Source organism: Actinophytocola sediminis (genome assembly GCF_054779715.1).
Window position 1 is genome coordinate 87,886 of record NZ_BAAGXS010000011.1, and the last position, 23,581, is coordinate 111,466.

A 23,581-nucleotide genomic window follows, 5' to 3' on the forward strand; every position below is an offset into this window, starting at 1 on the left:
ATGCCGGAAAATGCCCTTCGAGAATGCGCTATCCGCTCGGGCAGCTCGGCGGGGGCGCCGGGCTCCTCGGGTCGAAGTAGCTCGAGCGCGTCTGCTCCGGCTGGGTGGTCACCGCGCGCTCGGCCGAGGCCGGCGCCAGGTAGCCGCGCAGGTAGGCCTCGCAGCCGATCGAGTACGCGTAGCCGGTGGCCTCGCCGTACCAGAGGCCCTTGCTGCCCTCGGCCCACCGGTCGCTGGCCCGCAGTACGTAGTCGACGTCCGCGCGCACGACCACGATCGCGTTCATCGCGTCGACCAGCCGCAGCGGCTCCTCGGGCTCGAAGGCGTACACGAAGACGTAGTTCGTGCTGATCACGAGCTCGCCGGCGTCGCCGGCGGAGACGGTCATCTCGCCCTGGACCTTGGGCTCGGCCGACAACAGCCGCGAGTCGGCCGAGGTCATGCTGACCAGCGACTGCACCAGCGGCTCGCCGCCGGAGAACAGCGGCTCGAGCTGGCGGCGGGCATCGGGCGCGAGCAGGGAGAGGAAGCGCCGCGGGTTGTGGTCGACCAGCAGGTCGCGGTCCAGCCGGCTCGCCACCAGGATCTCCCGCACCCTGGCCAGCGCCAGGGTCACCTGTTCCTGGCTGAACTCGCCGACCCGCCTGGCGGGTGGGGTGACGATGCCCGACGTGCCGCCGGCCCAGTCCGCGGCCGGGGTGGAGGTGAACGGCCGGTTCTCGTCGAACATCGGGCTGGCGACCGTCGGCGCGGGTGCGATCCGGCTCACCGACGGGGTGCCGGCGGTGTCCTCGGCGAACAACTCGGTGAAGGTGCCGGTGCGCACCAGCACGATGCCGAGCACGGCGACCACGACCACCGTCAGGCCGCCGGCCAGCCAACGCGCCTGTCGGCGGCGGCGCGCGGCGCGCGCCAGCTGACGCGCGTCGGCGTCGGCCGCCGCACGCAGACGGCCCGCCCACTCTGCGTCTTCTGCCGCGGGGTTCGCGGCCGGCTGACGAGGGTTCACCGGCTCCCCAAATGTGTGCCGTTGCTGAATGGTCAACCAACCAGGATCTGAAAATTCTCCGGTGCTGAAGTCATCGATCCGGCCGTTCGGCGTGTTAACAACCCGCGTCGGGGGAACTCGGATGCACGCCGGTCAGCGCGGTTCGTAGACTCTTCGAGCGTGACTGACACCGCATCGCAGCCGACCACCGAGCTGCCGTCGGCCTGGGAGCCGGGGACGGCGGAGGCGGAGCTGTACGAGCGGTGGATGGCCGCCGGCTACTTCACCGCCGAGGCCACCAGCGACCGGCCGCCGTTCTGCATCGTGCTACCGCCACCCAACGTCACCGGCAGCCTCCACATGGGACACGCGCTGGACCACACCCTGATGGACGCGTTGACCCGCCGGCGCCGGATGCAGGGCTACGCGGCGCTGTGGCAGCCGGGCATGGACCACGCCGGCATCGCCACCCAGAACGTGGTCGAGCGCGAGCTGGCGAACGAGGGCCTGACCAGGCACGATCTCGGCCGCGACCGGTTCGTCGAGCGGGTGTGGGAGTGGAAGGCCGAGTACGGCGGCCGGATCCTCGGCCAGATGCGCCGCCTCGGCGACAGCGTCGACTGGTCGCGCGACCGGTTCACCATGGACGAGGGGCTGTCCACAGCGGTCCAGACCATCTTCAAGAAGCTCCACGACGACGGCCTGATCTACCGGGCCGAGCGGATCATCAACTGGTGTCCCCGCTGCCTGACCGCGCTGTCGGACATCGAGGTGGAGCACGCCGACGACGACGGCGAGCTGGTCTCGATCCGCTACGGGGACGGCGACGGCGCCATCGTGGTGGCCACCACCCGCGCGGAGACCATGCTCGGGGACACCGCGGTGGCCGTGCACCCCGACGACCAGCGCTACGCCCACCTGGTCGGCACCGAGGTCGCGCTGCCGCTGACCGGCCGGCTGATCCCGATCGTGGCCGACGAGCACGTCGACCCGGAGTTCGGCACCGGTGCGGTGAAGGTCACTCCGGCACACGACCCGAACGACTTCGAGATCGGCCGGCGCGGGCGGCTGCCGACGATCACGATCATGGACGAGCGGGGCGTGATCACCGCGCACGGCCCGTTCGAGGGGCTGGACCGGTTCGAGGCGCGTCCCGCGGTGGTCGCCGCGCTGCGGGCGCAGGGCCGCATCGTCGCCGAGAAGCGGCCCTACACGCACTCGGTCGGGCACTGCTCCCGGTGTGACACGGTGGTCGAGCCCCGGCTGTCGCTGCAGTGGTTCGTCCGGGTCGCGCCGCTGGCCGAGGCCGCCGGCGACGCGGTGCGCGACGGGCGCACCACGATCCACCCGCCGGAGCTGGCCAAGCGGTACTTCGACTGGGTCGACAACATGCACGACTGGTGCATCTCGCGCCAGCTGTGGTGGGGCCACCGGATCCCGGTCTGGTACGGCCCGGACGGCGAGGTCGTGTGCGTCGGCCCGGACGAGGAAGCACCCACCGGCGATGGCTGGACCCAGGACCCGGACGTGCTGGACACCTGGTTCTCCTCGGCGCTGTGGCCCTTCTCCACGCTCGGCTGGCCGGAGAAGACCCCGCAGCTGGCCGCGTTCTATCCCAACACCGTGCTGGTCACCGGCTACGACATCCTGTTCTTCTGGGTCGTGCGGATGATGATGTTCGGGCTGTACGCGATGGACGGCGTCCAGCCGTTCGACCAGGTGTACCTGCACGGGCTGATCCGCGACGCGGCCGGCAAGAAGATGTCCAAGTCGCGTGGCAACGTGATCGACCCGCTGGACTGGCTCGACCGCTTCGGCGCGGACGCGACCAGGTTCACCCTGGCCAGGGGCGCCAACCCGGGCAGCGACATGGCGATCGCCGAGGACTGGGCGGCCGGCTCGCGCAACTTCGGCAACAAACTGTGGAACGCCACCAGGTTCGCGCTGATGAACGGCGCGACCACGGCCAGCGAGGTGCCCGCGCGGGACACGCTGACCGAGGCCGACCGGTGGATCCTCGACCTGGCCGACACCTTGGTGTCCGATGTGGATGGACTGTACGAGGACTACCAGTTCGCCAAGCTGTGCGACGCGCTCTACCACTTCACCTGGGACGAGCTGTGCGACTGGTACCTGGAGCTGGCCAAGGTCCAGCTGGCCGCCGGCGGTGAGCGTGCGGCGGCCACCAGGGCGGTCCTCGGACACGTGTTCGACGTGGTGCTGCGGCTGCTGCACCCGTTGATCCCGTTCGTCACCGAGCGGCTGTGGACCACGCTGACCGGTGGCGAGTCGGTGGTGGTCGCGCCGTGGCCGACCGCGTCGGGCAGCGCGCCGGACGAGCGCGCGGCCGAGCACGTGGTGGCCGTGCAGAAGCTGGTCACCGAGATCCGCCGGTTCCGCTCCGATCAGGGAGTCAAGCCAGGGCAACGAGTGCCGGCCCGGCTGTCCGGTGTGGACGGTGCGGGACTGTCCGCGCTGCGCCCGGCGGTCGCCGCGCTCGCCCGGCTCGACGAGCCGGGCGACGGGTTCACCGCCGGCGCGTCGATCGAGGTCGCGCTGGCCGGCGGGACGGTGTCGGTCGAGCTGGACCTGTCCGGCACGGTCGACCTGGACGCGGAACGCAAGCGGCTGGCCAAGGACCTCGCCGCGGCGGAGAAGGAGTTGGCCGGCTGTGACGGCAAGCTCGCCAACCCCGCCTTCACCGACAAGGCCCCGGCACCGGTGGTCGCCAAGATCACGGCGCGGCGCGCGGTCGCCGCGGCCGACATCGAGCGGATCACCGCCAGGCTGGCCGCGATGGCCCATGTCTGAGCCGGGTAGCCACGAGTCCACTTGGGACGATCTGCTCCAGGTCGAGGCGGAGCTGAACACCCGCTGGCCGGAGACGAAGATCGAGCCGACACTGCGGCGGATCGCCGCGCTGGTCGACCTGCTCGGCGACCCGCACACGTCCTACCCGGCGGTGCATGTCGCCGGCACCAACGGCAAGACGTCGGTGGCGCGGATGATCGACGCGCTGGTGACCAGGATCGGCCTGCGGGTCGGCCGGTTCTCCAGCCCACACCTGCAGCTGGTGACCGAGCGGATCGCCGTGGACGGCGCGCCGATCACGCCCGCGCGGTATGTCGAGGTATATCGGGACATCGAACCGTACGTGGCGATGGTCGACCGCGACGCCGAGATCGCGATGAGCAAGTTCGAGGTGCTCACCGGGATGGCCTTCGCCGCGTTCGCCGACGCCCCGGTGGACGTGGCGGTGCTCGAGGTCGGCCTCGGCGGCACCTGGGACTCGACCAACGTGGTCGACGCGCGGGTGGCCGCGATCGGCCCGATCGGCGTGGACCACGTCGAGTACCTCGGGTCGGACCTGGCCGGCATCGCGGCGGAGAAGGCCGGGGTTATCAAGGAGGGCGCGGTCGCGCTGCTGGCCGAGCAGACCCCCGAGGTGGCCCAGGTCCTGCTGACCCGGTGTGCCGAGGTCGGCGCGTCGGTGGCGCGCTCCGGCATGGAGTTCGGGGTGCTGCGCCGCGATGTCGCGGTCGGCGGGCAACTGTTGAAGCTGCAGGGGCTCGGCGGCGCCTACGAGGACATCTTCCTGCCGCTGCACGGACCTCATCAGGCGGCGAACGCGGCGATCGCGCTGGCGGCGGTCGAGGCGTTCTTCGGCGCTGGCGCTCAGCGCGGACTGGACGTCGAGGCGATCCGGGAGGGCTTCGCCTCGGTGGTGGTGCCCGGGCGGCTGGAGCGGGTCCGCTCCGCGCCGACGGTGTTCGTCGACGCCGCGCACAACCCGCACGGGGCCACCGCGCTGGCCGCGGCGCTGGAGGCGGACTTCGCCTTCACCAAGCTGGTCGGCGTGGTCGGCATGATGGCCGACAAGGACGCCCGGGGGATCCTGAGCGCGCTGGAGCCGGTGCTGCACGAGGTGGTGATCACCACCAACTCCTCGGAACGCGCGATGTCCGCCGAGGAGTTGGGCGACGTGGCGACCGACGTGTTCGGGGTTGACCGGGTGAGCGTGCGCGCCCGCCTGGACGACGCGCTGGAGGCCGCGATCGAGCTGGCCGAGTCCGACGCCGACGCGCAGCTGTCCGGCGTCGGCGTGGTGGTCACCGGCTCGGTGGTCACCGCGGGCGAGGCCCGCGCCCTGTTCGGCAAGGACCCGGCATGAGCAGGCCCACCGATCCGATGAAGTCCTTCGCCGCGGTGGCGGCCGCGACGTTGCTGCTCGAGGTCCTGGTGATGCTGCTGGCGATCCCGGTGCTGGCCAACCTCGGGTCCGAGCTGGCCGCCTGGCAGGGCGTGCTGGTCGGCGCGCTCGCGGTGGCGATGCTGGTGACGTGTGCCTTCCTGCGCCGGCCGTGGGGCCTGTGGGTCGCGGCCGTGTTGCAGGTCGGGCTGATCGCCTGCTGGACCATCTCGACCGCGCTCGGCGTGATGGGCATCGTGTTCGGTCTGGTGTGGACGATGCTGCTGTGGATGCGGTGGGACGTCGCGCGTCGCATGGCCATGGGCACGCTGCCCAGCCAGGCGTCCACAGAGGACTAAGGGCTTCTCTCGACGGCGGCGCGCACCGCGTCCAGCGCCTCGGCCGCGTCGATGCCCAGCGCCCGCGCGGTGGCCGCGTAGTCGGCCGCGGCCACCTGCAGCTCGGCTCGGCTGGTGTCGCCAAGCGCGCTGACGAACGTGCCGGACCGGCCGCGGGTCTCGACCATGCCCGCCATCTCCAGCTCCCGGTAGGCCTTGGCCACGGTGTTCGCCGCGAGGCCGAGGTCGGTGGCCAGCGCGCGGACAGTGGGCAGCCGGGTGCCGACGGCGAGCGTGCGGTCGCTGATCTGCCTGGCCAGCTGGGAACGCACCTGCTCGAACGGGGGCTGCCGGGAGTCGGCGTCGATCGTGATCAGATCCGCTGGCACGGCGTTCACCGTAGTCGTCCCCGGGTGGGACGCTAGGCTGCGGCCACAAACTTCCCGTGTTAACAAAGGAGAGTCGTGAGCGAGCGGACGTTGGTCCTGGTGAAGCCGGACGGTGTACAGCGTGGGCTGGTCGGCGAGGTCGTCTCCCGGATCGAGCGCAAGGGCCTGCGCCTGGTGGCGTTGGAGCTGAAGAACGCCGAGCGCTCGGTGGCCGAGGCGCACTACGCCGAGCACGCGAGCAAGCCGTTCTACGAGTCGCTGCTGGAGTTCATCACCGGCGGGCCGCTGGTGGCCATGGTCGTCGAGGGCGAGCGCGCGATCGACGCGTTCCGCCAACTGGCCGGCGCGACCGACCCGGTGAAGTCGGCCACCGGCAGCATCCGGGGCGACTTCGCGGTCGAGGTGCAGTTCAACATCGTGCACGGCTCGGACTCCCCGGAGTCGGCCAAGCGGGAGATCGACCTGTGGTTCCCCGGCGTGTGAGGAACGTTTTTCCCGGTTGATCCGCCGGCGGGTGCGTCCGGTTCCCGGTTCGCACCCGCGCGGATACCCGCCTCCCCGCCAGCAATGACCGCACGGACTTCGCCGACACCGGCGTGTTCACCCACGACCCGTGGACCTAGTCTGCGCACGTGGATGACAACGGATCACTGGTCCACGCCCGGGGCCTGGTCAAGCACTTCGGCGAGTTCGCCGCCGTGCGCGGGATCGACGTCGACGTGCGCCGGGGGGAGGCGTTCGGGTTCCTCGGGCCCAACGGCGCCGGCAAGTCCTCCACCATGCGGATGGTGGGCTGCGTGTCCCCGCGAACCGGCGGTGAGCTGCGGGTTCTCGGCCTGGACCCGGACCGGGACGGTCCCCGGATCCGCGCCCGGCTCGGCGTGGTGCCCCAGCAGGACAACCTCGACACCGAGCTGACCGTCCGGCAGAACCTGCACGTCTACGGCCGCTTCTTCGGCCTGTCCAAGGCACACCTGCGGGACAGGGCCACCGAGCTGCTCGACTTCGCCCAGCTCACCGAGCGCGCCGACGACGAGGTCGAGCCGCTGTCCGGCGGCATGAAACGGCGGCTGACCATCGCCCGGTCGCTGATCAACGACCCGGAGCTGCTGCTGCTCGACGAGCCGACCACCGGCCTGGACCCGCAGGCCCGCCACCTGCTGTGGGACCGGCTGTTCCGGCTCAAGCAGAACGGCGTCACGCTCATCATCACCACCCACTACATGGACGAGGCCGAGCAGCTGTGCGACCGGCTCGTGGTGATGGACGGCGGCCTGATCGTCGCCGAGGGCAGCCCGGCCGCGCTGATCGCCAAGTACGCCACCCGCGAGGTCGTCGAGCTGCGCTTTCCCCCGACCGACGACGCCGAGGGCCTCGAGGCACGGCTGGACGGCCTCGCCGAGCGGGTCGAGGTGCTGCCCGACCGGGTGCTGCTCTACGCCACCGACGGTGAGTCGGCGCTGGCCGCCGTGCACGCCAGGGGCATCGACCCGATCTCCAGCCTGGTCCGGCGCAGCTCGCTGGAGGACGTGTTCCTCCGCCTCACCGGCCGCACCCTGGTGGACTAGCGGGCCGAGTCAACTGCCCTGAATGCCTCATTCGGGACGTTGAACGTCGCCAATGCCCCATTCAGGGCGTCGCGGCCGGTGCGACGTGGGCGCTGGGCTAGCAGCAGCCTGCGGTTGGGGTGACGGGTGCGGCACGGGCGGCGGCCTCGATGTCGGCGAGCAGGCGCTGCCGGGCCGCGGGATCGAGGTACCGGCCGCCGGCGAGCACGGAGTGGATCCGCAGGGTGTTGTGGATGTCGGTGAGGGGGTTGGCGTCGAGCACCACGAGGTCGGCAAGGTGGCCGGGGCGGATGGTGCCGAGCGCGTCCGCTTGGCCGACGAACTTGGCTGGCTCGCGGGTGGCCGCTTGCAGCGCCGCCATCGGTGAGAGCCCGGCGCGTACGAGTAGGGCCAGTTCGTCATGCAGGCCGAATCCGGGGTAGCCGAACGGGATGCCGGCCGCGTCCGTGCCGGCCAGGACCGGTACGCCGGCGGCGTGTAGGTCGCCGAGCATGCGCAGCCGGTGTTCGAGGACCACGCGGTGCTGGGCGACGTCCTCCGGTGTCCGGCCGGCGGTGAAGGTCGCCGCCAGCTGTGTCCGCCAATTCTCCAGCGTGCCTGGCGGCAGGTAGCGGAGCCGGTCGGGGTCGATGTTGACCTGCTCCGGCCGGTCGGTGACGTGGTGGACGAGCAGGGTGGGGGTGATCGCGGTCCGGGTAGCACCGAGTTGGGCGTAGACGTCGGCGGCGCGGTGGGCGTCGTGGGTGGTGGTGGCCAGCCAGTCGATCGGGTGGATCGCGCGGAACCATTCCCTTGACCCGTCGCCGGTGCCGGTGAGCCGGATGTCGGCGAGCAGCCGGCGGACCATCGCCTCCTGGCTGGACGCGCCGAGCAGCGCCGGGAAGAAGTGTTCGACGCTGCGCTGGCCCGCCTGGGCGGCGTCGAGCAGCGGAACCGCGTCGGCGGCGTGTCCGGCGAAGGGTATGCCCTGCCGGTCCGCCTCGCCGGCGATGGCGAGCAGGCTGTCGCGGTCCAGCCGGCTGTAGACCTTGACGAAGTCAGCCCCTTCTCGTTTGGCCTGGCGCACCGCGGTACGAGCCTGCGCGGGAGTGGTGACCTCGAGGTGTACGCCGAGTTCGTTGCCGGTCCAGATCGACGGGCTGCCGTCGAGGATCCGGCTGCCGAGGATCCAGCGGGGACCGAGCAGCGTGCCCGCGGTCACCCGGTCGCGCCAGTCGCGCACCCACGGGAACTCGGTCATCTCGCGGACCGTGGTGATACCCATGGCGACATACAGCTGCGGCAGCACTCCCTCGGGGTGGACCGAGTGGACGTGCATGTCGCACAGCCCGGGAATGAGGTACTTCCCGGAGAGGTCCACGACTCGCGCGTGCCTCGGGACCGGCACCGAGTGGCCGAGCGCGGTGATCCGCTCACCGGCGACGAGCACGGTCTGGTCCGGGCGCGGCGGGGCACCGGTCATGTCGATGACGGTGACGTGGGTGAGCGCGAGGACCGGCTCGTCGCGCCCGGCGGCCAGGGCCGACCAGCCGAGGCCGGCTACCCCGCCAACCGCTGCCAGGCCGGCGACTCCCAGCACGCGCCGCCGTGAGTGGTGGGCCAACTTTATTGTGTCCATGGGACACAGTTTTATGCTGGACGCAGTTTTGAGTCAAGGAGCTGCGGGTGGCACGGATCGTCGAGTTGTTGTGGGGGCCGGCCGACCGGCCGACGCGCGGTCCCAAACCGGCGCTGAGCACGCGGCGGATCGCGGAGACCGCCATCGCCATCGCCGACGAGGAGGGCCTCGCGGCGGTCGCCATGCAGCGGGTCGCCACCGAGCTGGCCTTCACGAAGATGGCGCTGTACCGGTACTTCCCCGGCAAGGCAGAACTCGTCGCCGTCATGATCGACACAGCACTCGGTGACCCACCGGCCGACCTGGTGGGCGGTTGGCGGGCGCGACTGACCGAGTGGGCCCACCGGCTGTGGTCACGCTACGAGCGCCACCCGTGGCTGCTGCAGGTCACCATGGGCCCCCGCCCGCTCGGCCCGAACGAACTGGGCTGGACGGAGGCCGCGGTAGCCGCCATCGCCGGGACAGGCCTCACCGGCAGAGAGCAACTCGACGCGGTGTTCGTGGTGAGCGGGCACATACGCAACCTGGCGCAGCAAACCCTCGCCCAGGCGACGCACCCGAGCCACAGCGAGCGGCAGCTCGGCGCGACCATCGCCGATCTCCTGACCGGGCGGGAGAGTCACTACCCGGCACTCACCGCCGCCATCGCCGACAACACCATGCCGGACAACGCCATGGACAACGCCATGGACTTCGGCCTGGCCCGCATCCTTGACGGCATCGAGCCGCTCATCGCGGACCGGACACGTGAGTCCAAGCAGTTCAAGAAGTCCTGGTAGCACGCCGCGGCGATGTCAGGGTCGGGATCTAGTCTGCTGGGGTGGTCGAAGTCGCGCCGATCGGCGCAGGTCGGGTCCTCGGTCCGGTGCGTGCCGCACTGATCGTGGTCGAGGCCATGTGGACCTGGTACCGCCGCAACTGGCGGTCAACGGTCGTGTCCAGTGTCGTGCAGCCGGTGCTGTTCCTGCTGGCGCTCGGCTTCGGCCTCGGCTCCCAGGTCCAGCCGAGCGAGGCGACCGATGGCCTGCGCTACGTCGTCTACCTGGCCCCCGCGCTGCTGGTGGCCACCGCCGCGCAGATCGCCGCGTTCGAGTGCACCTACCCGATCCTGTCCGGGTTCAAGTGGCAGCGGACCTACCTGGCCATCGCGGCGTCGCCGGTCAGCCCGGCACAGATCCTCGGCGGGCACCTCACCTGGGTCGCGATCCGCCTGACCAGCTCCGGCGCGGCCTACCTCGTGGTGGCCGCCGTGCTCGGCACGCTCACCGGGCCCGGCGTGCTGGTGACGCTGCTGGTCGCGGTACTCACCGGGATGGCCATGGCCGGCCCGATCGCCGCCTTCTCGGCCACCGTCGAGTCCGAGGGCCAGCAGTTCAACGCCCTGTTCCGGTTCGTGGTGATGCCGATGACGTTGTTCGCCGGCGCGTTCTTCCCGGTCGAGCAGCTGCCGGCCTGGCTGCGGCCGATCGCCTGGATCACCCCGGTCTGGCACGGCACCGAGGTCGGCCGCGACGCCGCCTTCGGCACGCTGGAGTGGTTACCCACGCTCGGCCACGTCGCGTTCCTGGTGGCCATGTTCCTCGGCGGCGCCGCGCTCGCGGCCCGCAACTACCGACGGCGGTTGAGCGCATGACCGGCACCCTGGAGAGGCAGGCGCCCGCGCGCCCCGGCGGACTGCTGCTGCGCGTCCTGCCGCCCGGCCTGTACGCCGGCCGCGCTCGAGTCCTGGTCGAACGCGCGCTGCTGGCCAACCGGCGATCGTGGCTGGTGATCGTGTCCGGGTTCTGCGAGCCGCTGTTCTACCTGTTCGCCATGGGCGTCGGGTTCGGCAAGCTGGTCGGCGAGGTGGTCGGGCCGACCGGCGAGCCGATGAGCTACGTCGCCTACGTCGCCCCCGCGCTGCTGGCCGCCTCGGCCATGAACGGCGCGGTCTACGACGCCACGTTCAACATCTTCTTCAAGTTCAAGTACGCCAAGCTCTACGACGCGATGCTGGCCACCCCGCTCGGCCCGGTGGACATCGCGGTCGGCGAGATCGGGTGGGCGCTGCTGCGTGGCGGGCTGTACGCGCTCGGGTTCCTCGCGGTGATGCTGGGCATGGGGCTGATCGCCTCGCCGTGGGCGCTACTCGCCCTGCCGGCGGCGCTGTTCATCGCGTTCGCCTTCGCCGCGATCGGCATGGCGGCGACCACCTACATGCGGTCCTGGCAGGACTTCGACCTGGTGCAGCTCGCGCTGATGCCGATGTTCCTGTTCTCCACCACGTTCTTCCCGCTCAGCGTCTACCCGGAGCCGGTGCAGATCGGCGTGCAGTGCCTGCCGCTCTACCACGCGATCGAGATCATGCGGGCGCTGACCAGCGGGTTCGTCGACCTGTCGGTGCTGGGTCACCTGGCGTACTTCGTGGTGATGGCGGCACTGGGCGTGACCGTCGCCGCCCGCAGGCTGGGCACCCTGCTGCTGCGTTGATCGGGAGCTAGGCTTGGCGCATTATGGAGTCCGTCTTTCCTCGGCTCGAGCCGTTGCTGCCCAGGGTGTCCAAGCCGGTCCAATACGTCGGCGGGGAGCTCAACTCGACCGTCAAGGACTGGGACGCCACCACCGTCCGCTGGGCACTGATGTACCCGGACGCCTATGAGGTCGGGCTGCCCAACCAGGGCGTCATGATCCTCTACGAGGTGCTCAACGAGCAGCCCGACGTGCTGGCCGAGCGCACCTACGCGGTCTGGCCGGACCTCGAGAAGCTGATGCGCGAACACGGCGTGCCGCAGTTCACCGTCGACGCGCACCGCCCGGTCGCCGCGTTCGACCTGCTCGGCGTCAGCTTCGCCACCGAGCTCGGCTACACCAACCTGCTCTCCGCCCTCGACCTCGCCGGCATCCCGCTGCACGCCGCCGACCGCACCGACGAGCACCCGATCGTGCTCGCCGGCGGGCACGCCGCGTTCAACCCGGAGCCGATCGCCGACTTCGTCGACGCCGCCGTGCTCGGCGACGGCGAGGAGGCGGTGCTGGAGATCACCGACCTGGTGCGCACGTGGAAGAACGCGGGCTCACCCGGCGGCCGGGACGAGATCCTGACCCGTCTCGCGGAGACCGGCGCGGTGTACGTGCCGCGCTTCTACGACGTCGGCTACCTCGACGACGGCGGCCTCGCGCACGTGCGGCCCAACCGGGCGCGAGTGCCCGAGCGGGTCGCCAAGCGCACCACCATGGACCTCGACGCGTGGCCCTACCCGAAGCAGCCGCTGGTGCCGCTCGCGGAGAGCGTGCACGAGCGGATGAGCGTGGAGATCTTCCGCGGCTGCACCCGGGGCTGCCGGTTCTGCCAGGCCGGCATGATCACCCGCCCGGTGCGCGAGCGGTCCATCGAGGGCGTCGGCGAGATGGTCAAGCGCGGCCTGGACGCCACCGGCTTCGAGGAGGTCGGGCTGCTGTCGCTGTCCAGCGCGGACCACTCCGAGATCGGCGAGATCACCCGTGGCCTCGCCGACCGCTACGAGGGCACCAACACCGGCCTGTCGCTGCCATCGACCAGGGTCGACGCGTTCAACATCGACCTGGCCAACGAGCTGTCGCGCGGCGGCCGCCGCTCCGGGCTGACGTTCGCGCCGGAGGGCGGCAGCGAGCGGATCCGCCGGGTGATCAACAAGATGGTGTCCGAGGAGGACCTGATCCGGACGGTCAGCGCCGCCTTCGCCAACGGCTGGCGGCAGGTCAAGCTGTACTTCATGTGCGGGCTGCCGACCGAGACCGACGACGACGTGCTGCAGATCGCCGCGATGGCCAAGGAGGTCATCCGCGCGGGCCGGGCCGCCAGCGGCCGCAAGGACATCCGCTGCACGGTGTCGATCGGCGGGTTCGTGCCCAAGCCGCACACGCCGTTCCAGTGGGCCGCCCAGTGCGACCCGGACACCGTGGACGACCGGCTGCGCAAGCTGCGCGCCGCGGTGAACTCCGACCGCAACCTCGGGCGCAACATCGGCATGCGCTACCACGACGGCAAACCGAGCCTGATCGAAGGCCTGCTGTCCCGGGGCGACCGTCGCGTCGGGCGGGTCATCGAGCGGGTGTGGCGCAACGGCGGCCGGTTCGACGGCTGGAGCGAGCACTTCTCCTACGACCGCTGGGTCGACGCCGCCGCCGAGGAACTGCCGCCACTCGGCGTGGACCTGGCGTGGTTCACCACCCGTGAGCGCACCGAGGACGAGGTGCTGCCCTGGGACCACCTGGACTCCGGCCTGGACAAGGACTGGCTGTGGGAGGACTGGCAGGACGCACTGGACGAGCGGGAGTTGGAGGACTGCCGCTGGACCCCGTGCTTCGACTGCGGCGTCTGCCCGGCCATGGGCACCGACATCGAGGTCGGCCCGACCGGCCGCACGCTGCTGCCGTTGACCCCGGTGACCCAGGGCGGATAGCTCAGCGGCCGGGCAGCCGCAGCGCGTCGCGCAGCGCGTTGTCCGGCGCGACCGCGGCCGTCGCGTCGACCAGGCCGTGGCCGTAGAAGCCGTTGTAGGGCGCGTAGCCCTCGCAGTAGGCGTCCTGCGCGCCGGTGTCGTCCAGGTCGTAGTCGGCCGGGCAGGGGATGGCGTCGGCCTGCTCGGTCAGCAGCTGGGTCAGTTTCTGCGGCGAGGCCTCCGGATGCTCGCTGGCCAGCAGCGCGGCCACCCCCGACACGTGCGGGGTGGCCATCGACGTGCCGCAGTACCGGTCGTAGCCGCCGGGCACGGTCGACAGCACGCAGCTGTCGGCCTGCTCACCCTCGGGCTTGGTGGCGGCCGGCTTCGGCTCACCGCCGGGCGCGGCCACGTCGATCACCCCGAGCCCGTAGGAGCTGTAGCTGGACTTGACCTCGTCCGGGCCGACGGCCGACACCGCCACCACGCCACGCAGGCCGGCGGGCAGCACCTTGCAGCTCGCGTCCATCGTGCGCGCGCCCTCGGTGCGGCCGGTCGGGTCGGCGAGGTCGGTCGCCTCGTTGGTGGCCGCGGCGACGGTCAGCACGCCGTGGGTGGTCGCGTGGTCCACCGCGCGCCGGACCGCCTCGAACACCACCCGCTCACTGTCCCGGTTGCAGGTCAGCAGCCACGGGTCGACGAAGTAGCTGTTGTTGGTGACCGCCATCCCGTTGGCGCTGGCCCACATCAGCCCGCACACCGCGTACTCGGGGAAGATGAAGCCCTCGTCGTCGACCACCTTGACCGCCGCGACCCGCACGCCGGGGGCGACGCCCGTGGTGCCGCGCGCGTCGTCGGCGGCCGCGATCGTGCCGGCGACATGCGTGCCGTGCGCGGACGCGGTCGGCACCCAGGCGTCGGGCGCGGTGTCCGGCACCCCGGACAGACAACCGGCCGAAAGCGACGGTGCGAGCGCTTTGCGCAGGTCGGGGTGCCCGGGGTCCACACCGGAGTCAAGCACGCCGACCACGACGTCCTTGCTGCCCGGGTTGGTCCGCCGGGCCTCGGGGGCGCCGACGAGGTCCATGTCCCACTGTTCGTCCGAACGGTCCACCGTGGACACCGCGGCGGGGTGGGTGGTGACCAGTGCCTGGGTGCTGTCGGTGCCGTCGTCCTTGCGCGGTCCCTGCTGGGCGTCGACCACCCGCTGCGCGCTGAACGCCCGGTCGTGGCCGAGCCGCTCGTCGAACTCGGGGTCGGGCGAGGTGGCGACCGCGACCGCGATCTCGGGGTAGTAGCCGGTCAGCGTCCCGCACGCGGCGGTGATCTCGCCGGCCGCGCCCGTGCGCGCCGTGCCGCCGTCGAACAGCACGAGGTAGCGCAGGTCGGGCAGGGAGGTCGAGCACGCTGGCGGCTTGCCGAGTGGTTGCGCGCCGGCCACGACACCGGTCGTGACCAGGTACGTCGCGAGCATCACGGCGCTTACCGCTGCCACCGTAATTCGGCGCAGCAGAGGCACAGGTGACCTCCAGTGGTTGGGGCGGCCGGTCGGGGGCTCCGGCTGTCCAATGCCCGGACGGTAACCACTCGGGTGACAGCCAGACAAGCTCATCGGTCGAATTCGACCTGGGGGTACCGTGCCAGCAGGCACCGGTGGGCACCACCGGAGTAGGCAGATCCCACCAGAAGGAGTAACGCTGACCAGGCAGGATCGACCGAATCCATCGGCCGCGGCGGTGCAGCGCCTACGGCTGCGGTACGCCAAACGTGGGCGGTTGCGGTTCACGTCCCATCGTGATATCGCACGCGCGTTCGAGCGAGCGCTCCGGCGGGCGCACGTGCCCATGGCCTACTCCCAGGGGTTCAACCCGCATCCGAAGATCTCCTGGATCGGCGCCGCGCCGACCGGGGTGGCCAGCGAGGCGGAGTACGTCGAGATCCAGCTGGTCACCGAGGTCGAGCCGGCACGCCTGGTGGCCATGCTCGACGAGGCCATGCCGGCCGGCCTGGACGTGCTCGAGGTGGTCGTGGCGAACCCGGGCGCCACGGCGCTGGCCGACCGGGTCGAGGCGGGCCGGTGGCGGATCGAGCTGCCCGGGGTGCCGGCCGGGGAACTGGCGGCGGCGGTGGCCAGGATGCTGGCCGAACCGGTGGTCGAGGTCGAGCGGCTGACCAAGCAGGGAATGCGCACGATTGACGCACGTGCGGCGATTGTCACCGCCACAGTCGTATCCGACTCACCACCCCCCGACGTCACGTGTGGGATACTCGAGGTGGTCGTGCGGCAGACAAGTCCTGCCGTTCGACCGGACGACGTGTTGAGTGCGCTTCGAGTCGTCGCTGATCTGGAACCGCCGGTGCCCGCGAAGGCGACCCGGATGGCCCAGGGTCGGCTCGACGACGGCGGAGGTCTGGCGGACCCGTTGGCCCAGGACAGGGCTGTAACCCAGGGCTGACATCCAGCCCGACGCTCGGGGAGCCGGCTCGGCGTGACGTAGTGACAGACCTGCCGTGATCGGCCGGCGAGCTTGCTCGGCGGCCCCATGGCTACAGGCGAGGATTCCCGCCGCGGAGCGGCGGAACTGACCAACGCCTCACCGTTGGAGCACGGTGAGGCCGGACGACGAGGTCCCTGTGCGGCCGCGTCCAGGAGCGACGGTGCTGAGACACCGACGGCTCACGGACGCGCCCGGGGGCGAAGGAGCTACATGTCGGATACGACGACACCTGCCGGCGACGCCGGCGGGGATACGACCACATCCATCTCCGCCGCGTTGGCGGACCTGCCGGCACGGATTCGCGTGCACGCGCTGGCCAAGCTGCTCGGGCGCAGCAGCCGCGACGTGCTCGCGGCGGTCACCGACCTCGGGGGCGACGGGCGCAGCCCGCAGTCGAGCATCGACCGGGACACCGCACTGCGGGTCGCCGAGACGTTCGGGCTGATCGAGCAGCCTGTGGCGGAGGACACCTCCACCGCTGAGCCCGAGCCGGCGGAAGCGCCGGCCGAGCCGGTGCGCCGGGTGCCGCCGACCCCGGTGTTCGCCTCAGCGTCGCCGCTGTTCCTGCCACCGGAACCGCCGGCTGCCCGACCTGCGGCGGCCGCCGCCGCACCGCCGGCGCCACCGGTCCGCAAGCCGGAGCCGGTCGACGAGGTCGACGAGGACGAGACCGTCGAGGACAGCCAGGACGACGACGAGAACGACGACTCGCGGCCGCGTAGGCGGCGGGGACGCCGTGGTCGCGGCCGGGGCAAGGGCGGCCAGGATGACGGCGAGGACACCGCCGACGACGAGCCGGTGGCCCAGGAGAAGCCGGACAAGCCGGAGAAGTCGGACAAGCCGGAGAGCAAGCGCCGGAGCAAGCCCAAGGCCGAGGAGCCAGAGGCCGACAGCGCCGAGGACGACCAGCCGGACGGCGACGAGTCCGACGCCGCGAGCCGGCGCCGGCGCCGGCGCAGGAGGCGCAAGGGCGGCACGGACGACGAGGGCGGCCCGACCGAGGACGACCCGCCGAACACGGTCGTGCACGTGCGCGAGGCGCGCGACGACAAGGACAAGGGCGGCGGCGGCGACTCCGACGGCCGCGACGAGGTCCGCAGCGTGCGGGGGTCGACCCGGCTGGAGGCCAAGCGGCAGCGCAGGCGGGACGGCCGGGAGGCCGGTCGCCGGCGGGCGCCGATCCTGTCCGAGGCGGAGTTCCTGGCCCGGCGCGAGGCCGTCGACCGCGCGATGGTCGTGCGGGAGCGCGGGGACCGGATCCAGATCGGCGTGCTCGAGGACGGGGTGCTGGTCGAGCACTTCGTGACGTCATCGGGCAGCGGTTCGCTGGTCGGCAACGTCTATCTGGGCCGAGTGCAGAACGTGTTGCCGTCGATGGAGGCCGCGTTCGTCGACATCGGCCGGGGGCGCAACGCGGTCCTGTACGCCGGCGAGGTCGACTGGGACGCCGCCGGGCTCGAGGGCAAGGCGCGCAAGATCGAGCAGGCGCTCTCGACCGGTGACAGTGTGCTGGTGCAGGTCACCAAGGACCCGGTCGGGCACAAGGGCGCGCGGCTGACCACGCAGATCTCGCTGCCGGGCCGGTTCCTGGTGTACGTGCCGGGCGGCGGGGCGACGGGGATCTCCAGGAAGCTGCCGGAGAACGAGCGGCGCCGGCTGAAGGACGTGCTGAAGCGGGTCGTGCCCGAGGACGCCGGCGTGATCATCCGCACGGCGTCGGAGGGCATCAGCGAAGAGGAGCTGGCCCGGGACGTGCGGCGGCTGCAGGCGCAGTGGCAGGTGATCCAGGACAAGACCAAGGGCGCGAACGGCGCGCGGCGGGCGAACTCGCCCGCGCTCGTCTACGAGGAGCCAGACCTGCTGGTGAAGGTCGTGCGCGACCTGTTCACCGAGGACTTCTCCGCGCTGGTGATCGAGGGTGCCGGTGCGTGGGAGACGGTGGACTCGTATGTCCGGCACGTCGCGCCGGAACTGGCCGACCGGGTGCGCAAGCACGTCGGGCCGAACGACGTCTTCGCCGAGTACCGCATCGACGAGCAGTTGCTGAAGGCGCTGGACCGCAAGGTGTGGTTGCCGTCGGGCGGTTACCTGGTGATCGACCGCACCGAGGCGATGACGGTCATCGACGTCAACACAGGCAAGTTCACCGGGTCCGGTGGCAACCTCGAGGAGACGGTGACCAGGAACAACCTCGAGTCGGCCGAGGAGATCGTGCGCCAGCTGAGGCTGCGCGACATCGGCGGCATCATCGTGATCGACTTCATCGACATGGTGCTCGAGTCCAACCGCGACCTGGTGCTGAGGCGGTTGACGGAGTGTCTCGGCCGGGACCGGACCCGGCACCAGGTGGCCGAGGTGACCTCGCTCGGGCTGGTCCAGATGACCAGGAAGCGGGTGGGCACCGGCCTGCTGGAGGCGTTCGGCACGACCTGTGAGCACTGCAAGGGCCGTGGGGTGTTGATCTCCATCGACCCGGTCGGCAAGTCCGGCGGTGGCGGTGGCAACGGTCACGGCGGCGGTTCGGCCGGCGGCGGTCGCCGCAACCGGGGCAACCGGGGCGACGACGGCCATAAGGATGGCCAGAAGGACGGCCAGAAGGACACGGCCGCCAAGGAGACCAAGGACTCGGCCGCGAAGGAGGCCGCCAAGGCCGTCCGCGACATCGCCGCCGCGACGACGAAGACCAACGGCGTCGATGGAGAGCCGGAGCCCGAGGTGGCGGTGGCGTCGGCGGAGCCGTCGGTGGCTGTTGACTCGGGGTCTCGGTCCGGTGGGTCCCGGTCGTCTCGGTCGGGGTCCAGGTCCGCTGGTCCCAGCGGTGCCGCCGATTCCTCGCGTGGCGCTGGCTCGTCAGGCGCCGAGTCTGGTTCGGCGCGCGGTGATGCCAGGTCCTCGGGCGCTGGTTCGGTTGGCGCTGAGTCTGGTTCGGCGCGCGGTGACGGCCGGTTCTCCGGCGTTGGTTCGTCCGGTGCTGAGTCTGAGTCGCCGCGCGGCGATGCCCGGTTCTCCGGTGCTGGTTCCTCGGCTGGCGCCGAGTCCAGGGCTGCTGGTTCGTCTGGTGCGGAGTCCGGGTCGGCTGGTCGCCGTGGCGAGTTCGCGGGTGCGGGTTCGTCGGGTGGTCGCGCCGGGTCGGCTGATGGTGACGCGGCGTTCGCGACCGCCGGTCAGTCGGATGGCGCGCGTACCGGCGACACGCCAGGGATCGATGTCGCTTTCGCGCCTTCCGCGAACTCGGTCGGATCGTCCGCCGACTCGGCGGACGGCACTCCTGGTGACGACGACGCACCGTTGTCGGCCGACCAGCAGCCGAGCCGGACACGTCGTCGCTCTCGGCGCAGCACCGCGCCGCCGAGCGTCACCGCCGAGCAGGCCGGCGTCGCCCCTGGCGTGACGCAGACGGTTCCGGCAGGGGAGCCGGGGGCCTCCACGGTCATCGACTCGTCGACCGTCGTCGGTGACGCGCCGGAGCGCACCCACGGTGACCTGGACACGTCCTCGGCGCTGTCCGCGCCGGGTGCGCGCAACGGGTCGCACGAGCAGGCCAACGGGCACGCACAGGAAGCCGAGGCCGACCACACGTCGTCGCCGTCCGAGGCGGCGGATGTGCCAACGGTCACACCGCCGGCACGGCGCCCGGTTCGCCGTGGCGCGTCCCGTCCCGCCGGGCCGCCAGTGAACGCGACGCACGATGGCTGACCTGGAACGTCCGTTGGTCGACCCCGGTTCGACCCGCGTTTTGGCAGCCACGTAATCTGTGGGTCGGCCCACCGTTTGGGTGGGTCGACTCGTGCGCGGGACTGGCGTATGGCTCGGCGAAAGCCACCACAGGAGCCGACCGCGTAGCCCTAGTCGAGAAACATCGAGCAGCAGGAGAGTTCCGTCCCGATGTACGCGATTGTCAAGACCGGCGGCAAGCAGTACAAGGTCGCCGTCGGCGACATCGTCGAGGTCGAGAAGCTCGACGGTGAGCCCGGTGCCGAGTTCACGTTCCCCGCGCTGCTCGTCGTCGACGGCGAGGAGGTCACCATCGACGCCGCCAAGCTGGCGAACGTGTCGGTGACCGGCAAGGTCGTCGAGCAGACCAAGGGCCCGAAGATCCGCATCCACAAGTTCAAGAACAAGACTGGCTACCACAAGCGTCAGGGTCACCGGCAGAAGCTGACCCGCGTCGAGGTCACCGGCATCAAGACCAAGTAGGAGCTGAACAGCAATGGCACACAAGAAGGGTGCGTCCAGCTCCCGCAACGGGCGCGACTCGAACGCTCAGCGTCTCGGCGTGAAGCGGTTCGGCGGCCAGGTGGTCAACGCTGGCGAGATCCTGATCCGCCAGCGAGGCACCAAGTTCCACCCCGGCGTCAACGTCGGCCGTGGCGGCGACGACACGCTGTTCGCGCTGTCCGCGGGTGCGGTCCAGTTCGGCGAGAAGCGCGGTCGAAAGACCGTGAACATCGTCCCGGTCGAGGGCTGACGCCCGACGACTGGAGCAATACCCCAAGAGGGGCGGGCCGGCGATAGCGGGCCCGCCCCTCGTTTGCATTCTTTGGAAGGTTCTCAGTGTCTCGATTCGTCGACCGCGTGGTCATCCATGTCTCCGCGGGCAGCGGCGGCAACGGGTGCGCCTCGGTGCACCGCGAGAAGTTCAAGCCGCTCGGTGGCCCTGACGGTGGCAACGGCGGCAACGGCGGCGATGTCGTGCTCATCGTCGAGTCCGGCGTGCACACCCTGCTCGACTTCCACTTCCGCCCACACGCCAGGGCGACCCACGGCAAGCAGGGTCAGGGCAGCGACCGCGACGGCGCCGCCGGCGAGACGCTAGAGCTGCGGGTGCCGGACGGCACGGTCGTGCTCACCGAGGACGGCGAGGTGCTCGCCGACCTGATCGGCAACGGGACGCGGTTCGTCGCCGCCAGAGGTGGGCGTGGCGGGCTGGGCAACGCCTCGCTCGCGTCCAAGGCCCGTAAGGCGCCCGGCTTCGCGCTGCTCGGCGAGCCGGGTGATTCCCGTGACCTGGTGCTGGAGCTACGGTCGGTGGCCGATGTCGGCCTGGTCGGGTTCCCGTCGGCCGGCAAGTCGTCGCTGATCTCGGTGCTGTCCTCGGCGCGGCCGAAGATCGCCGACTACCCGTTCACCACGCTGGTACCCAACCTGGGCGTGGTCACCGCGGGCGACGCGACGTACACGATCGCCGACGTTCCCGGCCTGATCCCCGGAGCCAGCCAGGGCAAGGGGCTGGGCCTGGACTTCCTGCGGCACATCGAGCGGTGTGCCGTGCTGGTGCACGTCGTCGACTGCGCGACCTACGAGACCGACCGCGACCCGGTGTCCGATGTGGACGCGCTCGAGGCGGAGTTGGCCAGGTACACGCCCGCGTTGGGCGGCAGCCTCGCCAACCGTCCACGTGTCGTCGTGCTCAACAAGATCGACGTGCCGGACGCGCGCGAGCTGGCGGAGATGATCACCCCCGAACTGGAGGCCCGAGGGCTCCCGGTGTTCAGCGTGTCGACCGCCAGCCACGAGGGACTGCGCGACCTGTCGTTCGCCCTGGCCAAGATCGTGGCCGAGGACCGGGCGAGCCGCCCGTCGATGGAGGCGAGCCGGATCGTGCTCCGCCCCCAGGCCGTCGACGACGCCGGGTTCACGGTGGTGGCGGACCCGGAGGAGCCGGGCGGTTTCATCGTGCGCGGCGATCGGCCCGAACGCTGGGTGCGCCAGACGGCGTTCGACAACAACGAGGCCGTGGGCTATCTGGCGGACCGGCTGGCCCGCTTGGGCGTCGAGCAGACGCTGGCCGGGCTAGGCGCCAAGCCGGGCTGCCCGGTGACCATCGGCGACGTCACGTTCGACTGGGAGCCGTCGACCCCCGCCGGCGCGAACATCCTGCTGTACGAGCGCGGCGAGGACCCACGACTGGACCGCAACGACCGAGTGGGCGCGGCGGAACGCAAGGCAGCCAAACGCGCACGGCGCGGCATGGCAACCCCCGGCTTCCCCGACGCGGCCAGCACCCCCGCCGCCCCCGACACGGCCTTCGACGAAGACACCGACGACGACCTCGACGACGACCTCGACGACGACGACAACCTCGACGGCGACGACCTCGGTGGCGACAACGTCGGCGAAGACAACCTCGTCGGCGAGGACAACCTCGACATCGCCGCGGACACCGACCGCGCACCCGCGCACGATCCGGACCCCGACTCGACACCCGACGCCGACTCCGGAGTCGAGCCCGACACCGACTCGAGTGTCGACTCCGACCTCGGCTCCGATGCCGAATCCGATATCGGTGCCGGTGCCGGTGCCGGTGCCGACTCCGGCCCCGACTTCGACACCGCCTCGGCCACCGGCCGCGACGCCGAACCACAGGCTGGTCGCGCCAGCGCGACCTCGCGGTCCGTCCACACCCCGGCGGCCACCGACCCGACCGAGGAGTCCGGAGACCGCACGTCGGAGCAGCGGTGACCGATACCGGCGCGGTCGTGTCCGACACCCGGTCGCGTATCGCCGCCGCCAAGCGGGTGGTGGTCAAGGTCGGGTCATCGTCCCTGACCACCGCGGCGGGTGGTCTGGACCCGGCACGGCTGGACGCGTTGGTGGATGCCCTGGCCACCCGTCGGGCCGCCGGCGGTCAGATCGTCCTGGTCTCGTCCGGTGCGATCGCGTCGGGCTTGGCACCGCTGGGTCTGGGCCGCCGCCCACGCGACCTGGCCACCCAGCAGGCGTCGGCCAGCGTCGGCCAACTGGTGCTCGGCCATGCCTACGTGTCGTCGTTCGCCCGCTACCAACTACGGGTCGGCCAGGTCCTCCTCACCTCGGACGACGTGGTGCGACGGGCCCACTACCGCAACGCGCAGCGCACCCTGTCCCGCCTTCTGGCCCTGGACGTCGTGCCCGTGGTGAACGAGAACGACACCGTGGCCACCGAGGAGATCCGGTTCGGCGACAACGATCGACTGGCCGCCCTGGTCGCCTACCTGGTCGGTGCGGACGCCCTGGTCCTCCTTTCCGATGTGGATGGTCTGTACGACGGTGACCCTCGCCACGGCGGCGCCCACCGCATCGACGAGGTGGCCGGCGAGGCCGACGTGGAGCACGTCCGCGCCGACGAGCCGATCACCGACCTCGGCACCGGCGGCATGGCGTCCAAGCTCGCGTCGGCCCGGTTGGCCTCGACCGCCGGCGTACCCGTCCTGATCGCCGCCGCGACCGATGCCGCCCGCGCCCTGGACACCGCCGATGTGGGCACCGCGTTCGCCGCCAGTCCACGCCGCCTGACACCGAGACGGTTCTGGCTCGCGTACGCGGCCAACCCCAAGGGCAGGCTGCACCTGGACGATGGCGCCGTGGCCGCGGTGGTGGATCGGCGTCGCTCACTGCTCGCCGCCGGCATCACCGCCGTGGACGGTGACTTCGAGGCCGGTGACGTCGTCGAGTTGACCGACGCGCACGCCCACACGGTGGCGAGAGGCGTGGTCGCCTACGACGCCGCCGAACTGCCGACCCTCATCGGCCGCAAGACCAACGACCTCGCCCCCGAACACCGCCGCGAGATCGTCCACGCCGACGACCTGGTCCCACTCCGCCACTGATCTC

The 23,581-nt window shown here is 71.3% G+C and carries 19 protein-coding genes; 15 read left to right on the forward strand and 4 right to left on the reverse strand.

The window, feature by feature from the left end:
• Window positions 1-28: 28 nt before the first annotated feature.
• Complete coding sequence (locus ACYVIP_RS07320) at window positions 29-1,009, reverse strand: hypothetical protein (protein WP_460393390.1); 981 nt, start codon at window positions 1,007-1,009, stop codon at window positions 29-31.
• Window positions 1,010-1,168: 159 nt separating this feature from the next.
• Here ACYVIP_RS07320 and ACYVIP_RS07325 point away from each other — a divergent pair, with 159 nt between their 5' ends.
• From ACYVIP_RS07325 to ACYVIP_RS07335, 3 genes are read left to right on the forward strand one after another with little or no spacing between them, the layout of a single operon-like run.
• Complete coding sequence (locus ACYVIP_RS07325) at window positions 1,169-3,799, forward strand: valine--tRNA ligase (protein ID WP_460393392.1); 2,631 nt, start codon at window positions 1,169-1,171, stop codon at window positions 3,797-3,799.
• Complete coding sequence (gene folC, locus ACYVIP_RS07330) at window positions 3,792-5,159, forward strand: bifunctional tetrahydrofolate synthase/dihydrofolate synthase (RefSeq protein WP_460393394.1); 1,368 nt, start codon at window positions 3,792-3,794, stop codon at window positions 5,157-5,159. Before ACYVIP_RS07325 ends, folC begins: the two co-directional genes overlap by 8 nt.
• Window positions 5,156-5,536 carry a DUF4233 domain-containing protein gene (locus ACYVIP_RS07335; protein WP_460393396.1) on the forward strand — a complete coding sequence of 127 codons (381 nt, stop codon included), beginning with the start codon at window positions 5,156-5,158 and terminating at the stop codon, window positions 5,534-5,536. Before folC ends, ACYVIP_RS07335 begins: the two co-directional genes overlap by 4 nt.
• Here ACYVIP_RS07335 and ACYVIP_RS07340 read toward each other — a convergent pair.
• On the reverse strand, window positions 5,533-5,904 hold the full coding sequence (locus ACYVIP_RS07340) for a GntR family transcriptional regulator (RefSeq protein ID WP_460393398.1): 372 nt from the start codon (window positions 5,902-5,904) through the stop codon (window positions 5,533-5,535). The genes ACYVIP_RS07335 and ACYVIP_RS07340 overlap by 4 nt on opposite strands.
• 75 nt (window positions 5,905-5,979) lie before the next feature.
• Between ACYVIP_RS07340 and ndk the strand changes: the two genes are divergently transcribed.
• Both ndk and ACYVIP_RS07350 read left to right on the forward strand, forming a co-directional pair.
• A complete protein-coding gene (ndk, locus tag ACYVIP_RS07345; protein ID WP_460393400.1) occupies window positions 5,980-6,387 on the forward strand; it encodes a nucleoside-diphosphate kinase in 408 nt (135 codons plus the stop codon).
• 149 nt (window positions 6,388-6,536) lie between these two features.
• On the forward strand, window positions 6,537-7,472 hold the full coding sequence (locus ACYVIP_RS07350) for an ABC transporter ATP-binding protein (RefSeq protein WP_460393402.1): 936 nt from the start codon (window positions 6,537-6,539) through the stop codon (window positions 7,470-7,472).
• Window positions 7,473-7,569: 97 nt separating this feature from the next.
• Here the strand turns inward: ACYVIP_RS07350 and ACYVIP_RS07355 are convergent, their stop codons facing one another.
• Window positions 7,570-9,090, reverse strand: coding sequence for an amidohydrolase family protein (locus tag ACYVIP_RS07355; RefSeq protein WP_460393404.1), 1,521 nt, complete (start codon window positions 9,088-9,090; stop codon window positions 7,570-7,572).
• A gap of 47 nt (window positions 9,091-9,137) precedes the next feature.
• Here ACYVIP_RS07355 and ACYVIP_RS07360 point away from each other — a divergent pair, with 47 nt between their 5' ends.
• From ACYVIP_RS07360 to ACYVIP_RS07375, 4 genes are read left to right on the forward strand one after another with little or no spacing between them, the layout of a single operon-like run.
• Complete coding sequence (locus ACYVIP_RS07360) at window positions 9,138-9,869, forward strand: TetR/AcrR family transcriptional regulator (RefSeq protein WP_460393406.1); 732 nt, start codon at window positions 9,138-9,140, stop codon at window positions 9,867-9,869.
• A 41-nt stretch (window positions 9,870-9,910) separates the two neighbouring features.
• On the forward strand, window positions 9,911-10,723 hold the full coding sequence (locus tag ACYVIP_RS07365) for an ABC transporter permease (protein WP_460393408.1): 813 nt from the start codon (window positions 9,911-9,913) through the stop codon (window positions 10,721-10,723).
• Complete coding sequence (locus ACYVIP_RS07370) at window positions 10,720-11,559, forward strand: ABC transporter permease (protein ID WP_460393410.1); 840 nt, start codon at window positions 10,720-10,722, stop codon at window positions 11,557-11,559. The genes ACYVIP_RS07365 and ACYVIP_RS07370 overlap by 4 nt, the downstream gene beginning before the upstream one ends.
• Before the next feature lie 23 nt (window positions 11,560-11,582).
• Window positions 11,583-13,511 (forward strand): TIGR03960 family B12-binding radical SAM protein, encoded by a 1,929-nt coding sequence (locus ACYVIP_RS07375; RefSeq protein WP_460393412.1) that lies wholly within the window; start codon window positions 11,583-11,585, stop codon window positions 13,509-13,511.
• A gap of 1 nt (window position 13,512) precedes the next feature.
• On the opposite strand, the gene ACYVIP_RS07380 is transcribed toward ACYVIP_RS07375, so the two are convergent.
• Window positions 13,513-14,964, reverse strand: coding sequence for a S8 family peptidase (locus ACYVIP_RS07380; protein WP_460393580.1), 1,452 nt, complete (start codon window positions 14,962-14,964; stop codon window positions 13,513-13,515).
• Window positions 14,965-15,226: 262 nt separating this feature from the next.
• Between ACYVIP_RS07380 and ACYVIP_RS07385 the strand changes: the two genes are divergently transcribed.
• The 6 genes from ACYVIP_RS07385 to proB all read left to right on the forward strand — a co-directional run bounded on the left by ACYVIP_RS07385 (window position 15,227) and on the right by proB (window position 23,577).
• Entirely contained in the window at window positions 15,227-15,946 is a 720-nt protein-coding gene (locus tag ACYVIP_RS07385) for a TIGR03936 family radical SAM-associated protein (RefSeq protein ID WP_460393414.1), read from the forward strand.
• A gap of 252 nt (window positions 15,947-16,198) precedes the next feature.
• Window positions 16,199-19,684, forward strand: a complete 3,486-nt coding sequence (locus tag ACYVIP_RS07390; RefSeq protein WP_460393416.1) for an Rne/Rng family ribonuclease — start codon at window positions 16,199-16,201, stop codon at window positions 19,682-19,684.
• A 189-nt stretch (window positions 19,685-19,873) separates the two neighbouring features.
• Window positions 19,874-20,185, forward strand: a complete 312-nt coding sequence (gene rplU / locus ACYVIP_RS07395; RefSeq protein WP_460393418.1) for a 50S ribosomal protein L21 — start codon at window positions 19,874-19,876, stop codon at window positions 20,183-20,185.
• A 13-nt stretch (window positions 20,186-20,198) separates the two neighbouring features.
• Window positions 20,199-20,456 carry a 50S ribosomal protein L27 gene (gene rpmA, locus ACYVIP_RS07400; protein WP_460393420.1) on the forward strand — a complete coding sequence of 86 codons (258 nt, stop codon included), beginning with the start codon at window positions 20,199-20,201 and terminating at the stop codon, window positions 20,454-20,456.
• Window positions 20,457-20,542: 86 nt separating this feature from the next.
• On the forward strand, window positions 20,543-22,450 hold the full coding sequence (gene obgE, locus ACYVIP_RS07405) for a GTPase ObgE (protein ID WP_460393422.1): 1,908 nt from the start codon (window positions 20,543-20,545) through the stop codon (window positions 22,448-22,450).
• 17 nt (window positions 22,451-22,467) lie between these two features.
• On the forward strand, window positions 22,468-23,577 hold the full coding sequence (gene proB / locus ACYVIP_RS07410) for a glutamate 5-kinase (RefSeq protein ID WP_460393582.1): 1,110 nt from the start codon (window positions 22,468-22,470) through the stop codon (window positions 23,575-23,577).
• Window positions 23,578-23,581 lie beyond the last annotated feature (4 nt).